This window comes from Roseateles sp. GW821-FHT09G03 (genome assembly GCF_059416045.1).
Window position 1 is genome coordinate 884,185 of record NZ_JBWKOK010000002.1, and the last position, 14,779, is coordinate 898,963.

At 70.2% G+C, this 14,779-nt stretch carries 13 protein-coding genes; 7 read left to right on the forward strand and 6 right to left on the reverse strand.

The window, feature by feature from the left end:
* Both AC07OZ_RS11155 and AC07OZ_RS11160 read right to left on the reverse strand, forming a co-directional pair.
* Positions 1 to 1,107, reverse strand: coding sequence for a Uma2 family endonuclease (locus tag AC07OZ_RS11155; protein ID WP_495467196.1), 1,107 nt, complete (start codon positions 1,105 to 1,107; stop codon positions 1 to 3).
* Positions 1,108 to 1,254: 147 nt separating this feature from the next.
* The gene (locus tag AC07OZ_RS11160; protein WP_495467197.1) at positions 1,255 to 2,541 is read right to left on the reverse strand and encodes a flavin-dependent oxidoreductase; all 1,287 of its coding nucleotides are present in this window, start codon (positions 2,539 to 2,541) and stop codon (positions 1,255 to 1,257) included.
* A gap of 72 nt (positions 2,542 to 2,613) precedes the next feature.
* On the opposite strand from AC07OZ_RS11160, the gene AC07OZ_RS11165 reads away from it, so the two are divergent.
* Both AC07OZ_RS11165 and AC07OZ_RS11170 read left to right on the forward strand, forming a co-directional pair.
* The gene (locus AC07OZ_RS11165; protein WP_495467198.1) at positions 2,614 to 3,126 is read left to right on the forward strand and encodes a MarR family winged helix-turn-helix transcriptional regulator; all 513 of its coding nucleotides are present in this window, start codon (positions 2,614 to 2,616) and stop codon (positions 3,124 to 3,126) included.
* 96 nt (positions 3,127 to 3,222) lie between these two features.
* Positions 3,223 to 4,218 (forward strand): Bug family tripartite tricarboxylate transporter substrate binding protein, encoded by a 996-nt coding sequence (locus AC07OZ_RS11170; RefSeq protein ID WP_495467199.1) that lies wholly within the window; start codon positions 3,223 to 3,225, stop codon positions 4,216 to 4,218.
* On the opposite strand, the gene AC07OZ_RS11175 is transcribed toward AC07OZ_RS11170, so the two are convergent.
* Positions 4,140 to 5,360 (reverse strand): MFS transporter, encoded by a 1,221-nt coding sequence (locus AC07OZ_RS11175; RefSeq protein WP_495467200.1) that lies wholly within the window; start codon positions 5,358 to 5,360, stop codon positions 4,140 to 4,142. The two genes, AC07OZ_RS11170 and AC07OZ_RS11175, sit on opposite strands and share 79 nt — an antisense overlap.
* A gap of 116 nt (positions 5,361 to 5,476) precedes the next feature.
* On the opposite strand from AC07OZ_RS11175, the gene AC07OZ_RS11180 reads away from it, so the two are divergent.
* A complete protein-coding gene (locus tag AC07OZ_RS11180; protein WP_495467201.1) occupies positions 5,477 to 6,043 on the forward strand; it encodes a helix-turn-helix domain-containing protein in 567 nt (188 codons plus the stop codon).
* Positions 6,044 to 6,099: 56 nt separating this feature from the next.
* Here AC07OZ_RS11180 and AC07OZ_RS11185 read toward each other — a convergent pair whose 3' ends face one another.
* A complete protein-coding gene (locus tag AC07OZ_RS11185) occupies positions 6,100 to 7,536 on the reverse strand; it encodes a cytochrome P450 (RefSeq protein ID WP_495467202.1) in 1,437 nt (478 codons plus the stop codon).
* Between the two features lie 152 nt (positions 7,537 to 7,688).
* Here AC07OZ_RS11185 and AC07OZ_RS11190 point away from each other — a divergent pair, with 152 nt between their 5' ends.
* Complete coding sequence (locus AC07OZ_RS11190) at positions 7,689 to 8,591, forward strand: helix-turn-helix domain-containing protein (protein WP_495467203.1); 903 nt, start codon at positions 7,689 to 7,691, stop codon at positions 8,589 to 8,591.
* Positions 8,592 to 8,658: 67 nt separating this feature from the next.
* On the forward strand, positions 8,659 to 10,536 hold the full coding sequence (locus AC07OZ_RS11195) for an ATP-binding cassette domain-containing protein (RefSeq protein ID WP_495467204.1): 1,878 nt from the start codon (positions 8,659 to 8,661) through the stop codon (positions 10,534 to 10,536).
* A gap of 43 nt (positions 10,537 to 10,579) precedes the next feature.
* Here the strand turns inward: AC07OZ_RS11195 and AC07OZ_RS11200 are convergent, their stop codons facing one another.
* Positions 10,580 to 11,365 (reverse strand): fumarylacetoacetate hydrolase family protein, encoded by a 786-nt coding sequence (locus AC07OZ_RS11200; protein ID WP_495467205.1) that lies wholly within the window; start codon positions 11,363 to 11,365, stop codon positions 10,580 to 10,582.
* Positions 11,366 to 11,459: 94 nt separating this feature from the next.
* Here AC07OZ_RS11200 and AC07OZ_RS11205 point away from each other — a divergent pair, with 94 nt between their 5' ends.
* Positions 11,460 to 11,924 (forward strand): energy transducer TonB, encoded by a 465-nt coding sequence (locus AC07OZ_RS11205; RefSeq protein WP_495467206.1) that lies wholly within the window; start codon positions 11,460 to 11,462, stop codon positions 11,922 to 11,924.
* Positions 11,925 to 11,986: 62 nt separating this feature from the next.
* Here AC07OZ_RS11205 and AC07OZ_RS11210 read toward each other — a convergent pair whose 3' ends face one another.
* The gene (locus AC07OZ_RS11210) at positions 11,987 to 13,429 is read right to left on the reverse strand and encodes an aminotransferase-like domain-containing protein (protein ID WP_495467369.1); all 1,443 of its coding nucleotides are present in this window, start codon (positions 13,427 to 13,429) and stop codon (positions 11,987 to 11,989) included.
* 119 nt (positions 13,430 to 13,548) lie between these two features.
* Between AC07OZ_RS11210 and AC07OZ_RS11215 the strand changes: the two genes are divergently transcribed.
* On the forward strand, positions 13,549 to 14,763 hold the full coding sequence (locus tag AC07OZ_RS11215) for an aminotransferase-like domain-containing protein (RefSeq protein ID WP_495467207.1): 1,215 nt from the start codon (positions 13,549 to 13,551) through the stop codon (positions 14,761 to 14,763).
* The last annotated feature ends 16 nt before the right edge of the window (positions 14,764 to 14,779 follow it).

The window sequence follows — 14,779 nt, forward strand, 5'->3', positions numbered from 1 at the left end:
TCACTCGCCGATTGCCCGAACGCGGGCATAGACCTTTTCGGCAGGCAACACGAAGTCGATCGACGTCAAAGTCAACGGCGACTCGGCAATGCACTGGAATAGTGACCAGGTTCCCCCTTGCTCGCGCCGGTGGATGTCGATCCTTCGTAGCCGATAGTCGATCAACACATACTCCCGCAGTGTCGGGATCCGGAGGTAGTGGTCGCGCTTCACGGTTCGATCACGGCTTTGTGTGGACCGTGAGAGAACCTCGATAAGCACAATGGGCCTGCGGATCTCATCGTCGTTGGTCAGGTCCGCGGCGTCGCAGACGACTGAGGCGTCAGGCAAGAACGCGCCTTTCGAACCGTCACAGGTCAACCTGAGATTGCTTCCGAAGACCTCGCATCCCGTGCCGTCGAGGTGGGCAGACAGGGCAACGACGACATTGTTGACGACGCGTTCATGGTTCAGCTTCGCCCCGGCGCGAATGATGATGACGCCGTCATTGAATTCGTACCTGGAGAGTTCGGATTGTCCGGCGAGCCTGTCCCACGCGAGAAACTCGCTCAGCGTGAGCGACGGCTGTTCGCGACCCAGCCCCGCGAAAGCGTCCGATACCTCGAACTCCAACTGCAGAGAATGGAACGTGGCCCGATCGCCTTCGGCAAAGGACACGGATGACCATGCCCCTGAGGCGAGTCGACGGTCCACCTGGAGTGTTCGGGTGGCCAGATCGACCGTCACGTGCTCCTCCAGCGATTCAATGCGGCGAAGCGCCAATGTGCGTCGTACCGCGTCCGGCGCGCGACCTCGGGAGGAAACGATCTCCATGGTCCAGGGAGGATCTACAGGGCTCCAGCGATTCGCAACCATGGCGTCAGGGCACATGACGTTGTGAACATCGATCGGCAAGTGCTCGCCTCGAATGAACACTGCCGATTCGGATTCGTCCAAGTGCCGCCGGATCGCAGAGGTGACGTTGACCAGGACCCGAAAGAAGGTGGCGTCACGATCGGGCAGAGCATCCGCATGACCGCCGGCCAACTCGTGCGGCACCTCTTGGTCAAGCTGCCAGCTCAGGAATTCATCTGCGGTCATCTGCTGTTCTTGGTACATGAAGGACATTCACCACTCCTGCAACTTCGTGAGGGAAGGTGGTGATTCTTCGAAGCCCGTCGCCTGACGTCTCTCACCTCAATCAGCATGAAATCCAGGCGCGGTCCCCGATCCAGGGAGACTGGGTGACCGAGATGAGCAGGGCGGTTCCGGATGCTACGGCGCGGAGGCCGGAGACGCATCTTTCGGCGTTTCCGGCAACGCTGTCTGGCGATGCCCCGCCGCCGCCTTGTAGCGCTTGACGAACGCATCCACCTCCGCCGGATCGATCACGTCCTCCAGCCGATCGAAACCGTCCGGCGCGCGTTCCTCGACCATGTCGAGGATGTAGTCCAGCCCCTCCTGGCGGTTCAGCTCGACGATGCGCGCGCACATCGGCAAGCGCTCGGCTTCGTAGTGGTCGAGCGCCGTCTCCACGCGCGGTTCCTCGCGCAGCGCCCGCGCGATCGCCTCGGCGTCGAGGATCGCCTGCGTCGCGCCGTTCGATCCGATCGGGTACATCGGATGCGCCGCGTCGCCCAGCAGCGTGATCCGGCCCTGGCGCCAGCGCGGCAGCGGGTCGCGGTCGACCATCGGCCATTCCAGCAATTGCGTCGCGCTCGCGATCACGCCCGGCACGTCGAGCCACGGGAAGCGCCAGCCGCCGAAGGTCGGCAGCAGGTCGTCGATCGAGCCGGGCTTGTTCCAGTCCTCGCGGCCCGGCGCGGTCAGACCGCCGCCCAGGCCGTCCTCGCGCAGACGCCGGTCGCAGATCCAGTTGACCAGCTGCAGACCGTCCGGCCGCGGCGGCGCGATCGGATAGACGACGAACTTCGCGCGCCGGTGTCCCGCCTGCACCATCGTCCGTCCGTCGAGGAACGGCTTCGCCAGCGAGGTGCCGCGCCACATCATCATCCCGTTCCATCGGGGCGCGCCCTCGTCGGGATGGAACTGCCGGCGGATCGCCGAATGGATGCCGTCCGCCGCGATCAGCAGGTCCGCGCGCCGCTCGACCAGGGCGCCGGAGGCGTCCGCCCCTTGCGCGATCACGCCGTCGCCATCGGTCCGCGCGCCGGTGGCGCGCCAGCCGCTGACGACACGTTCCGCGCCGAGTCGCGCCGCCGCCTCGCGCCACAGCATCAACTGCAGTTCCCCGCGATGCACGCTGAACTGCGGATGGCTGTAGCCGCCGGCCAGGCCGCGCCGATCCTCGTAGATCGTCTGCCCGTGCCGGTTGGCGAAGATCAGCGCCGAGGTCGGCACCGCCATCGCCTGCAATGCCGGCATCAGCCCCAGGCCGTCGAGGACGGCGACCGCGTGCGGCAGCAGGTTGATGCCCACGCCCAGCGGCTTGAGTTCCGCCGTGGCCTCGCAGACGGTCACGCGATGCCCGTCGCGTTGCAGCGCCAGCGCCGCGGTCAGTCCGCCGATGCCGCCGCCGGCGATCAGGATGTCGAGGGCCATGGGGATCTCCAGTCGATGAAGTCAGGGTAAGCGAGATAGTTGCGCTATGCAACAGTACCTAAGCTGATCCCGATGAGCCGATCGAAAGCGCCGAACGTCGTCCCCGAGCCGCCCGAGGCGCCGCTGCTGCCCGTCCCCGGGCTGGACTACGGCGTCCTCGACGACCTGCTCGGTTATGCGTTGCGGCGGGCCCAGAACGCGCTCTACCTGGACTTCTACCGCGCGACGGCGGAGCTCGACGTCAGCCCGCAACGCTTCGCCGCCCTGGTCCTGGTCGGACGCAATCCGGGCATGCGGCAGGGCCTGCTCGCGCAGGCGATGGGGCTGCATCGCAGCGGTGCCTTGCGGTTGACGGATTGGCTGACCGGCCGCGGCTGGGTGGAGCGTCGCGACGATGCCGAGGACGCGCGCCGCTGGGGTCTGTTCCTCACGGCGGCCGGCAAGCGCCAGCTCGCCGTGCTGGAACGGCGCGTGCGCACGCACGACGAGCGCCTGATGAGCGAGCTCGGCGAACGCGCCGCGCGCCTGAAGGCGGATCTGGAGCACCTGGCGGAGATCGCCGCGGCGCACGGCGGCGGCGGATGAGAACCACGGAAGACGTCGACTGAGAACAACGACAGAAGAAGACGACGGCAGACGACGACGGCAGACGACGACAGACAACAACGACGGAGACAAGCGATGGACGACCTCGATCGGAAGCTCACCCGCCGCGACGCCGGCCTGCTGCTCGGCGCCGCGATGGCCGGGCTGGCGGGACCGCTGCGCGCGCAGACCGCGGCGATGCCGCGCATCCTCGTCGGCTTCCCGGCCGGCGGCTCGGTGGACGTCAGCGCGCGGCGCGTCGCGGAAGCCTGGCGGGGGCGGCTCGCGGAGAACGTGCTGGTCGAACAGCGCGTCGGCGCGGGCGGCCGCCTTGCGGTGACCGCGCTGCGCGACGCGCCCGCCGACGGCGGCACGCTGCTGATGAGCCCGTCGTCGATGTTCACGATCTATCCGCATGTCTATCGCAAGCTGGCCTACAAGCCGGAGACGGACGCGATCGCCGTCTCGCCGATCGCCAACGCGACCTGCGGCTTCGGCGTCGGGCCGATGGTGCCGGCGACGGTGAAGACCATGGGCGATTTCGCCGCCTGGGCCAAGGCGCATCCGGAGCAGTCGTCCTACGCGTCGCCCGCGGCCGGCGCGATGCCGCACTTCCTCGGCGACCAGTTCAAGCGCGCCGCCGGCATCACGCTGACGCACGTGCCGTACCGCGGCGCCGCGCCTGGCCTGCAGGACCTGATGGGCGGGCAGATCGCGTCGGGCTGTTTCATCCTGGGCGACCTGCTGCCCTACGTCGCTGGCGGTCGCGTGCGCATCCTCGGCGTCACCGACCACGAGCGCTCGCGCTTCGCGCCGGAGGTGCCGACCTTCGGCGAGCAGGGCTTCAAGGGCATCATCGGCGTCGAGACCTACGGCCTCTTCCTGCCGCCGAAGACGCCCGCCGCGATCGTCGACAAGGTCTTCGACCTGGTGCGCGTCGCGCTGCGCGAGAAGCAGGTCGTCGAGGGCCTGGCCAAGCTCGGCTTCGAGCCGCTGTCGATGCAGCCGGCGGACTACGCGCGCCGGCTCGCCGCCGAACGTGCGCAGTGGGGACCGATCGTGGCGGCGTCCGGGTTCTCCTCGGACGATTGAGCGAGCCGCCGCCATGCAAAGAGCGCCAGCGGAATCGCGAGCAGCGACAACGCGAGCGACAGGCCGCCCGCGGCGCTCCATCCCCAGCGCTCGACGACCGTGCCCATCAGCGGCGGACCGAGCAGCGCCCCCGAGGCGCCGAACTGCGTGAGGCGCCCACTGGCCAGCGACAGGCGCTCCGGCGTCCGCGCCGCCAGGGGGAGCAGCGCGAAGACCAGGCTCGGGAACACGCCCGAGGCGGCGTTGATGCTGATCGCGAGCACGGCCTGCCAGGAAGCATCGCCGCCATCGCGCATCACGCCGAGATAGAGCAGCCCCGACGTGCCCAGCGACACCGCCATGCCGACGGCGATTCCACGGGACAGCGCGCCATGTCGGCGCAGCAGCCATGCGCCTAGGGCGCTGGCGGGCACGTTGGCCAGCGCGGCCGCGGCGGTCCAGGTGCCGGCGGCGCTCAAGGGCATGCCGCCTTGCGTGAGCAGGCTGGGCAGCAGCGCGAGCAGGCCGACTTCCGCGATCGCGTACGCGCCGAAGGCGGCGACCAGTGCCCACAGCAGAGCGCCGGTCGGACCCGGCGGATGGCGGGATTCGACGGCGTGCGGATCGTCGTCCCCGCGGACGGACCACAGTCCGATCCACAGCAGCACGCCGCCCGCGACGCTCAACGCCTGCGCGGGCCGCCAGCCGGCCCAGCCCGCCGCGTGCGCATAGGTCCACGCGCCGATCGCCATGCCGACCGGCAGGAAGGTGCTCCAGAGCGCCATCGCGGCGGCCTGGCGCCGGCCTTCGGCTGCACGGGCGATCAGCACGGGCGCGGCGACGACGACCGCGAGGTAGCCCAGGCTTTCGACCAGCCGCGCCAGCGCGAGCAAGGCCACACCGTGGGCGAATCCCGCCGCGGCAGCGCCGATCGCGAGCGCCAGGACCGCCGCGGCCAGCGCGCGCTTCAGCCCGATGCGCGGGAGCCAGCGTCCCGCAACGCCGCCGAGCGTGGCGCCGCAGACCTCGAGCAGCGAGGTCAACGCGGCCATCGCCGCCAGTCCGAGCTGCAGCTCGCGGGCGATCGGCGGCGACAGCGCCGCCAGCTTGCCCAATTGCGCCGCGGCAAACACGCCGCAGAGGTAGTACAGCAAAATCCTCACTCCGGTCCTCCGGTACCGATCATCCTGAACATCGACATCGACATCGACATCGACATCGACATCGACATCGACATCGACATCGAGCCCTTGACCCTCCGTCTGTCCGCCGCCTCGCCATGAACGATTCGCCGCTGCTCTCCTGCGATGCCCGCCAGCTCGGCCGCAGCCTGCGTCTGTGGCGCACGCTGCGCCGCTTGAAGCAGGGCGCGGTGGCGGCGGAGCTCCAGGTGTCGCAGACGACGGTGTCGCGGTGGGAGTCCGGCCTGGCCGCGCCTTCGCTGGACGAGCAGCAGACGCTGCGCCGGTTGATGGCCGCGCGACTGGACAGCGCCGCCGACTTCGAGCTGGGGCGCCTTGTCGAGCGCGCACCCGGCGCGGTGCATCTGATCTGCGACCTCAGCCATCGCCTGCTGGCGATGTCGCGCGGACGCGAGCACCTGTGCCGGCTGCCGCGCGCCGAGTTGATCGGCCGCGCGCTGTGGTGCTACGCGACGCCGGAGATCGTGGCGCAGGAGGCGCGGCTCGACGCGCTCGGCTGGTACGAGCCCGCGCCCGGCGCGGTCGAATTCGACACCGGTGCTTCGGTGGAGCAGGACATGCCCATCCTGCCGAGCCGGATGCGCTGGGTGCGCTTCCAACTCTCGGACGGAAGCTTCGTTCGGTTGACCGAGACGATCTCGTAAGGCGGTCATGCCGCGAGGCTACGGACCGCCTCGCCCGCCGTCCACGAATAAAAGATTCAGCGCGGCAGCAGGCGCAGCCGCAATGGCGTCGCCGGACGCAGCGTGATGTTGAGCACCGGGGTCGGTGTTGGCACGTCCGGCACCGGCGCGAGGCGATGGCGTTGCAGCACCATCGCCGCGATCAGCGTGATCTCCATCAGCGCGAAGTGACTGCCGAGGCACACGCGCGGCCCCGCGCCGAAGGGCATCCACGCGCCGCGCGGGATGTCGCGATGCCCCGCTGCCGGGTCGAAGCGCTCCGGGCGGAAGGCGTCCGGCTCGTCGAACCAGCGGGGATCGCGCTGGATCACGCCGGGGGTCAGGCGAATCATCGCGCCGCGCTGGAGGCGAAGCCCGGCGATCTCCACCTCGCCGGTCAGCTGGCGGGAGAAGAGGGCGGGCGCCGGCGGATACAGGCGGAGCGTCTCCTTGATGCACAGGCTCAGCCACGGCAACCGTGTCAGGTCCGCCGCAGTCGGTGTCCTGCCCCCGAGCACGGCGTCGACCTCGTCGGCCGCGCGTCGCTGCGCGTCCGGATTCGCCGCCATGCACCAGCCCCACCAGGTCAGCGCGGCGGCGCTGGTCTCATGGCCGGCCAGGAAGGTCGTCATGCACTCGTCGCGCAGGGCGGTGTCGTCGAGCGCGGCACCGTCGGCGTCGCGCAGCGACATCAGCATCGCGAGCAGGTCGTCCGGTGGTGGATCGCCGCGCTCCGCGCTCGCGCGGCGTTCGCCGAGATGACCGCGGACCAGCGTGTCCAGCGCGCGCAACGCACGGCGCTTGCCGCGTTTCCACGGCGCCCACTGCGGCGCGCTCACCGGCACGTACATCTCGCCCATCGCCACCTTGCCGAGCTCGTGCACCGCCCAGGAGGCTTCGGCGGCCACGGCCTCGCCGTCGCCCGTTGAGAACAGCGTGCGCAGGATCACGTCCATCGTCAACAGCGTCATGAGCTGCTCGAAGTCGATGTCAACGCCGCCGGCGCGATCGATGCCACCGGGGATCGCGGTGCCGCACCCTGTCCCGGCATCTGCCGCGCCATTGCCGGGAAGGCGATCCAGCGCGCGATGGGCAGCGTCGACCATCAACGGCAGGAAGCCTTGCACGCGCTGCGGCGCGAAGCCCGGCTGCAGCAGCTTGCGCTGCCGCTGCCACGCCGGGCCTTCGGCGACGAGCACGCTCCGGCCGTGCGCGTCGGCGAAGACCTGCGTCGCGCGCTCCCAGCGGATCATCCCGTCGTGGCCGGCGATCAGCAGTTCGCGGACGTGGTCGGGGTGGAAGAAGTTGAAGTCGTCCAGGCCGAGCAACCGCTGGTGGACGACGTCGCCGTACTGCTGCTGAAGTCGCTGCATGTGGCCGAGGTAGTCGCGGCGCATGGACAGGACTTCGGGCAGGCCGGCCCAGCGCGGGCGCGGACCGGGGACGGCATCGGGGATCGCAAGGACGTGGCTCATGGGATCGCATGGTCGCCACCACGCGGTGAGTCGTCTTGAATCGAAGCGACATCGTCCGTGACCGTACTTCTCCGGCCGCTGGCCCTCACCCCCACCCTCTCCCGCGGCGCGGGAGAGGGAGCAAGGCGGGCGGTGCGCCTAGACTGCGACGCATGGACGCTCCCTTGCATCCCGGCACCGTCGCCCGCCTGCACATCCCGTCGCGCGCGCTGGAGGGCTGCCTCTACGCTTACCTATGGCGAGACCTGTCGGCGGCCGCCGAGCAAGGCGAAACCTTGTCCGATGCCCAATGCCAAAGCTGGTTCCCCGCGACGCCGCTGTGTGGCCTCAGTTGGACCCTGAGCGGACGTGTGCGGGAGCTGGATGTTGAGACGGACGGCGCCCGCGATGGCGAGCCAGGTCGCTGGCTGCCCGCCAGCGTCATCGGCGGACCGCGCGGCGGCCCCAAGCGCTTCCAGGCGACGCCCGACTGCCGCGCGTTCATGGTCGCGATCCGGCCGGAGGCACTGCAGGCGATGACGGGCATCGATCTCGGCCAGCTCAAGGACCGGATGCTGCCGTTGTCGTTCATCGACGATCCCGCGTGGCGTGCGCTCGACGCCGCGATGCTCGCGGCCCGCGACGAACAGACGGCGCGGCGCACGCTGGAAGACTTCGTGCTGCCGCGCTGGCAAGCGGTGCGCGATGAGGTCCTGGCGGACGATCCGCCGCCGCGCGGCTACGCCGGCTGGATGCAACACCTGGCCCTGCGCGCGATCGCGGCGGGCCACGGGCGCAGCGTCCGCCAGGCGGAACGCCGCATCAAGCAATGGAGCGGCCAGAGTCTGCGCGCGCTTCGTCTGGTCAGCCGCGCCGAGGCTGCCTTCCAGCAGGTGCGCAAGCTCGACGAGGACGAGGGCGCCGTGATCTGGAGCGCGCTGGCGCAGGACCATGGCTATGCCGACCAGGCCCACCTCTGCCGCGAGACCCGCCGGCTCAGCGGCTTCAGCCCGGAGGAACTGCGCCGCCGCGTCGCCCAGGACGAGGCGTTCTGGGCCTATCGCGTCTGGGTCTGAACCGGACCCGAGCCCGGTCTGAGGGCGGTCAGAGGCGACCGTCACGCTCATCGGGGACAATCGCCCCATGGCTGTCCTTTCCCTCTCCAACGCCCACCTCGCTTTCGGCCACGTGCCGCTGCTCGACGGCGCCAATTTCTCCCTCGAAACCGGCGACCGCGTCGGTCTGATCGGTCGCAACGGGACCGGCAAGTCCTCGATGCTGAAGGTCCTCGCGGGCATCGAGAAGCTCGACGACGGGCTGTTGCAGCTCGAGAAGGGCCTGACCAGCGTCTACGTGCCGCAGGAACCCGAGCTGCGCCCGGAGGCGACGATCTTCGACGTCGTCAGCGAAGGCGTCGCCGAAGCCAAGGCGCTGCGCGAACGCTACGAGGCGCACGACGAGAACGACGACCTCGGCTGGGTGCAGGAACGCATCGAGCAGATCGGCGCCTGGAACTGGGAGCAGCGCGTCGACGAGACGCTGCACCGGCTGGACCTGGACGGCGGCCGCAAGATCGGCGAACTCTCCGGCGGTCTGAAGAAACGCGTCGCGCTGGCCCGCGCGCTGGTCGCGCAGCCGGACGTGCTGCTGCTCGACGAACCGACCAACCACCTGGACCTCGACGCGATCCGCTGGCTCGAGGAACTGCTGAACGGCTTCAAGGGCTCGCTGCTGCTGATCACCCACGATCGCGCCTTCCTGGACAACGTCGCCAACCGTATCGTCGAACTCGACCGCGGCCAGCTGCGCGGTTATCCCGGCAACTTTGCCGCCTTCCAGGCGGCCAAGGCCTACGAGCTGGAGAACGAGGCGCTGGCCAACGCCCGCTTCGACAAGCTGCTGGCGCAGGAAGAGGTCTGGATCCGCAAGGGCGTGGAAGCCCGGCGCACGCGCAGCGTGGCTCGCGTGCAGCGCCTGCACGAGATGCGCAACGAGCGGCAGGCCCGCCGCGATGTGCAGGGCAAGGTGCGGCTGGACGTCGCCACCGGCGATTCCAGCGGCAAGATCGTGGCGGAGCTGGAGAACGTCTCCAAGCGCTTCGGCGATCGCGTGATCGTCGACGGCTTCACCGGCACGATCCTGCGCGGCGACAAGGTCGGCCTGATCGGCCCGAACGGCGCCGGCAAGACGACGCTGCTGAAGATGATCCTCGGCGAACTGCCGCCCGACAGTGGCGCGGTGCGTCTGGGCACGAAGATGTCGGTCGCCTACTTCGACCAGATGCGCGACGCGCTCAACCTCAGCGCGACGCTGGCCGACACGATCAGCCCCGGCAGCGAGTGGATCGAGATCGGCAACCAGCGCAAGCACGTCAAGAGCTACCTGAGCGACTTCCTGTTCTCGCCCGCGCGGGCGGAATCGCCGGTGTCCAGCCTGTCCGGCGGCGAGCGCAACCGGCTGCTGCTGGCCCGGCTGTTCGCGCGGCCGGCCAACGTGCTGGTGCTGGACGAACCGACCAACGACCTGGACATCGAGACGCTGGAACTGCTGGAGGAACTGCTGGCCGAGTACGACGGCACCGTGTTCCTGGTCAGCCATGACCGGCGCTTCCTGGACAACGTCGTGACCTCGACCATCGTCAGCGAAGGCGGCGGCAAGTGGCGCGAGTACGAAGGCGACATCGAGGACTGGCTGCAGCAGTCGCAGCGCGCCGCCGAGATCAAGGCCCGCCAGGCCCCGGCCGCCGCACCCACGCCGGCGCCTGCCCCGGCACCCGCTCCCGCGCCGGTCGTGGCCACGAAGCGCAAGCTCAGCTACAAGGAACAGCGCGAGCTGGACGAGATCCCCAAGCAGATCGGCGCGCTCGAGACCGAGCAGAAGCACCTGCAGGCGTTGCTCAACGGCACCGAGCTGTACCAGCAGGGCGCGGGTCGGATCACCGAGGTGACCAACCGCGCGGCCGAGATCGACGACGAGCTCCTCACCCTGATGACGCGTTGGGAAGAACTCGACGGGAAGTGATCGTCAGGCTGACCGCCGGGCGCCGATGGCCAGACCTTGATCGTCAGGCGCGGACGGTCAGCTCACCGAGGCCCTCGTAGCGGGCGGTGACCGTCGCGCCCTTGGCGAGCTTCGTGGCCACGCGCCACGAGCCCGTCGTGACGACGCTGCCCGCCGGCACCGTCAGCCCGCCGCGCGTGGCGATCTGCAGCCAGCCGGCCACGACCCAGGCCGGGTCGTTCAGGCCGTGGCCGCCGACGCCGCCCATCGGCGGCTGACCCTCGACGATCAGTTCGCAGGGCTGGTTCGCCCAGTCGTGGCCAGGCTTCCACGCCTGCCACGGACCCAGCGCCAGCGCGCCGTGCGTCTGCGCGTCGGCCAGGCGCAGCGTGTTGTCCGCCGCCAGGCCGCGCTGCCAGCGCGAGCCCAGCCATTCCACGGCGACGCACATCGCGTCGATCAGGTGTTCCGCCTGCCCGGGCACCAGCGCCGCGGCCATCTCCGGGGTCACGTCTTGCCCGAGGCGCAGGGCGATCTCCGCTTCCGCGCCGACCAGCGTCAGGTCGCCGAAGTCACCGCCGTTGCGCAGGCCGCGGACTTCTCGCGCGCGCTGCGGCGGCAGCGGCGAACTGCCCAGCGCGCCGTCGCGCGACGAGCCGCCGCATTTCCAGAACTGCACCCGCCCGGGCGACAGCCAGTCGAGCCGCTTCGCGAGTTCCGCCTGCGCCGCATAGGCGGCGGCCTCGTCGGGCAGCGACCACGCGGCGTCGTCGAGCAGGGTGTCTGTGGTCCAGGCCTCGGCGAGCGCGGCACCGAGGTCGGCGGGGGAGGAGGAGCTAGGGATCGTCATGAGCGTGGATCTTAGGCGTCGTCGCTAGGATGGTGCGCGACAACAACGACCACACGCGGCCCGCGATGCGGAACGCGCCCAGGGAGGTTCTCCAATGACGATCCGTTCCGCCTCCGCGGTGGGCGCCGCCGCGCTCGCGCTGGCCGCGATGCTCGGCGCCTGCGCGCCGCAGCCGCTCAACCCGTTCGGCCGCCCCTACGACACGGACAACGTGCTCAAGCCCGGTGCCATCGGCGGCTGCAAGGGGCCGCACGATGTGGCGCCCTACCTCGAATTCGGCAGCGACACCATGTACCCGGCGACCCACCTGATGAACGGGAATGACGCGAATGTCGTCGTGATGTTCAAGGTCGACGCGCAGGGCCGCGTGGAGCCGTTGACCCTCGCCGAGGGACCGAACCGCACCTTCATCACCCACGTGCACGTCGCGATGAAGGATTGGCGGGTACGGCCCGCCACGCTGCGCGGCGAGCCGGTCGCCGTGATCTGCACGCGGCGTCAGGGCTACCGGCTGATCGGTCCCTGGGCGCCGGTGCGCGACGAGGGCGCCCGCCAGTGAGCCGGTGACGGGAAGGGCTGGTGGGCGGAGCGGCCCTCGGACGCCCGCGCCGGCTGAGGGACTCAGCGCTTGAGCGCCTCGCGTGCCCGTTCCAGCGCCTGCCAGAACTTCGGATCCTGCGAGGTCGCGAAGTTGATGCGCATCAGCGTGCCCGGCGTGCGCGTCGGGCTGAACAGGATGCCGGGCGCGATCAGCCAGCCCTGGTCCATCAACGCGGGGGCCAGGCGTTCCGTGTCCGCGCCCACGTCGACCCAGCCGAACAGGCCGGCCGGTGTCGCGGCGAAGCGGCAGCCGGCGTCCTCGGCCAGCCGCACGCAGCGCTGGCGCGCGGACACCAGCCGCGCCGCGATGCGTTCCGCGTGCTTGCGCAGCAGGCCCTGCTCGAGGCACAACGCGACCGCGCGGTCCATCAGCGGACTGGTCGTCAGCGAGGCCAGCAGCTTGAGGTCGGTCAGGCGCGCCATGCGTTCCGGGCTCGCCGCGACGAAACCGACGCGCCAGGCCGGCGACAGCATCTTCGAGAAACCGGAGACGTAGATCGTGCGCCGCAGTTGGTCGAGCGCGGCCAGCCGCGGTGCGTGGTTGGGCGCGAAGAGCGCGTAGGTGTCGTCCTCGACGATCAGCAGGTCGTGCGCGTGCGCCAGCTGCAGCACCTGGTGCGCATGCGCCAGGTCCAGCGTCGCACCGGTCGGGTTGTGCAGCACCGACACCGTCACGTACATGCGCGGCCGGTGCTCCTCGATCAGCCGGCGCATCACCGCCATGTCCGGTCCATGCGCGCCGCGTGGCACGGGCAACAAGCGCATGCCGGCCTGGGACAGGCGCGCGTATTCGATCGCCCAGCCCGGGTCGTCGACCAGCACGGCGTCGCCCGGCTCCAGGAAGGCCCGCGTGATCAGGTCCAGCCCGTGCGTCGCGCCGACGGTGCTCATGATCTGGTCCGGCGCCGCCTGGACCGCGATGTCCAGCAGGCGCCGCGACAGCGCGCGTCGCAGGCGCTCGTCGCCGAGCGGCTCGCCGTAACCGGACAGCAGGGCGTCGTCGGCGTTCGCCGCGAGCCGCCGCAGCGTCGACTGCAGCAGCCCCAGGTCCAGCCACTCCGCCGGCAAGGTGCCCAGGCCCGGCGAGCGTCGCGCATCCGCCTGGAACATGCCGCGGATGAGCGCGCTGGCGTCCACCGGCGGCGGCAGTGGCGTGGGGGCGACGTCGTGGGCGAACGCCGCCCGGGGCACCGGCGTCCGGGTTTCGCGAACGAAAAACCCTCGCTTCTTCTTCGCCTCCAGCAGGCCCTGCGCGAGCAGCTGGTCGTAGGCCGCGACGACCGTGTACGGACTGACGCCATGGTGCCGCGCGCAATCCCGCACCGACGGCAGACGCGCGCCCGGCAGCAGCAGCCGCTGCTGGATCCGCGCCGCGAATCGCTGCGCCAGCTGCTGCGCGAGCGGCTGGCTGGCATTGCGGGAGAGGGCGACCGGAGCGACATTCGCGCTGTTGGGGGCGCTCATGCTGGCGTTGGCTGTGCTGGTGTCCATGCCGATACAGATCATGCGGTGGTATGGCGCAGTGTATTGGTCCTGTGCTGGTCGACCCCTTAGACTGGTCCGCTCAACCGGAGACAACCCCCATGAACCGCAGTCCCTGGACGCAGGCCCGCCGCGCGGCGCGCATGAACCCGTCCATCATCCGAGAGATCCTCAAGGTCACCGAGAAGCCGGGCATCCTGTCCATGGCCGGCGGCCTGCCCAGCGCGGACACGTTCCCGGTGGAGGCCATCAAGACCGCCTGCGACCGCGTGCTGACGCACAACGCGAAGGAAGCGCTGCAGTACGCCGCCAGCGAAGGCTTCGCGCCGCTGCGCGAGTGGGTGGCGGCCAAGGTCGCGACGCTGGGGATCAACGCGTCTCCGGATCAGGTGCTGATCACCAGCGGGTCGCAGCAGGGACTGGACCTGGTCGGCAAGCTGCTGTGCGACGCGGGTGCGCCGGTGGCGGTCGAGACGCCGACCTACCTCGGCGCGCTGCAGGCGTTCACGCCGTACGAGCCGATCTTCGCCAGCCTCGCCAGCGACGATGAAGGCCCGCTGCCTTCCGCCATCGAGGCGCTGCCGCACGACGCGCCGGGCACGCGCTTCGCGTACCTGCTGCCGAACTACCAGAACCCGACCGGCCGCGTGATGAGCCTGGAGCGCCGGCAGGCCGTGGTCGCCGCCGCCCGCAAGGCCGGCGTGCCCATCGTCGAGGACAACCCGTATGGCGACCTGTGGTTCGACCAGGCGCCGCCGGCTTCGCTGAGCTCGCTGTGGCCCGAAGGCAGCATCTACCTGGGCTCGTTCTCCAAGGTGCTGACGCCGGGCTTCCGCCTGGGCTACATCGTCGCCCCGAGCGAGCTCTACCCAAAGCTGCTGCAGGCCAAGCAGGCAGCCGACCTGCACACGCCGGGCTTCAACCAGCGCGTGGTGCACGAGGTCATCAAGGGCGGCTTCCTCGACGAGCACGTGCCCAAGATCCGCGCCCGCTACAAGGCCAACCGCGACGCGATGGCCAAGGCGCTGGCGGTGTCCCTCCCGCCCGGCTGCGAATGGCAGACACCGGAGGGCGGCATGTTCTTCTGGATCCGCCTGCCCGAGGGCCTGGACGCGATGGCGCTGCTGCCGCTCGCCGTCGAGGCCGGCATCGCCTACGTGCCGGGCGCCGCGTTCTACGCGCACCAGCCGGACACGCGCACGCTGCGCCTGTCGTTCGTGACGCTGACGCCCGACCTGATCGCGGAAGGCGTCGACAAGCTCGGCCGCGTGCTGCACGAGGCGCTCGCGCTGACGACCGCCGAAACGGCGCCCTGATCGACTCGCCGTCTCA

Excerpts from the sequence above, each read along its gene's own strand:
- AC07OZ_RS11155 (WP_495467196.1), bottom strand. The coding sequence starts at position 1,107 with ATGTCCTTCATGTACCAAGAACAGCAGATGACCGCAGATGAATTCCTG.
- AC07OZ_RS11160 (WP_495467197.1), bottom strand. The coding sequence starts at position 2,541 with ATGGCCCTCGACATCCTGATCGCCGGCGGCGGCATCGGCGGACTGACC.
- AC07OZ_RS11165 (WP_495467198.1), top strand. The coding sequence starts at position 2,614 with ATGAGCCGATCGAAAGCGCCGAACGTCGTCCCCGAGCCGCCCGAGGCG.
- AC07OZ_RS11170 (WP_495467199.1), top strand. The coding sequence starts at position 3,223 with ATGGACGACCTCGATCGGAAGCTCACCCGCCGCGACGCCGGCCTGCTG.
- AC07OZ_RS11180 (WP_495467201.1), top strand. The coding sequence starts at position 5,477 with ATGAACGATTCGCCGCTGCTCTCCTGCGATGCCCGCCAGCTCGGCCGC.
- AC07OZ_RS11185 (WP_495467202.1), bottom strand. The coding sequence starts at position 7,536 with ATGAGCCACGTCCTTGCGATCCCCGATGCCGTCCCCGGTCCGCGCCCG.
- AC07OZ_RS11190 (WP_495467203.1), top strand. The coding sequence starts at position 7,689 with ATGGACGCTCCCTTGCATCCCGGCACCGTCGCCCGCCTGCACATCCCG.
- AC07OZ_RS11195 (WP_495467204.1), top strand. The coding sequence starts at position 8,659 with ATGGCTGTCCTTTCCCTCTCCAACGCCCACCTCGCTTTCGGCCACGTG.
- AC07OZ_RS11200 (WP_495467205.1), bottom strand. The coding sequence starts at position 11,365 with ATGACGATCCCTAGCTCCTCCTCCCCCGCCGACCTCGGTGCCGCGCTC.
- AC07OZ_RS11205 (WP_495467206.1), top strand. The coding sequence starts at position 11,460 with ATGACGATCCGTTCCGCCTCCGCGGTGGGCGCCGCCGCGCTCGCGCTG.
- AC07OZ_RS11210 (WP_495467369.1), bottom strand. The coding sequence starts at position 13,429 with ATGAGCGCCCCCAACAGCGCGAATGTCGCTCCGGTCGCCCTCTCCCGC.
- AC07OZ_RS11215 (WP_495467207.1), top strand. The coding sequence starts at position 13,549 with ATGAACCGCAGTCCCTGGACGCAGGCCCGCCGCGCGGCGCGCATGAAC.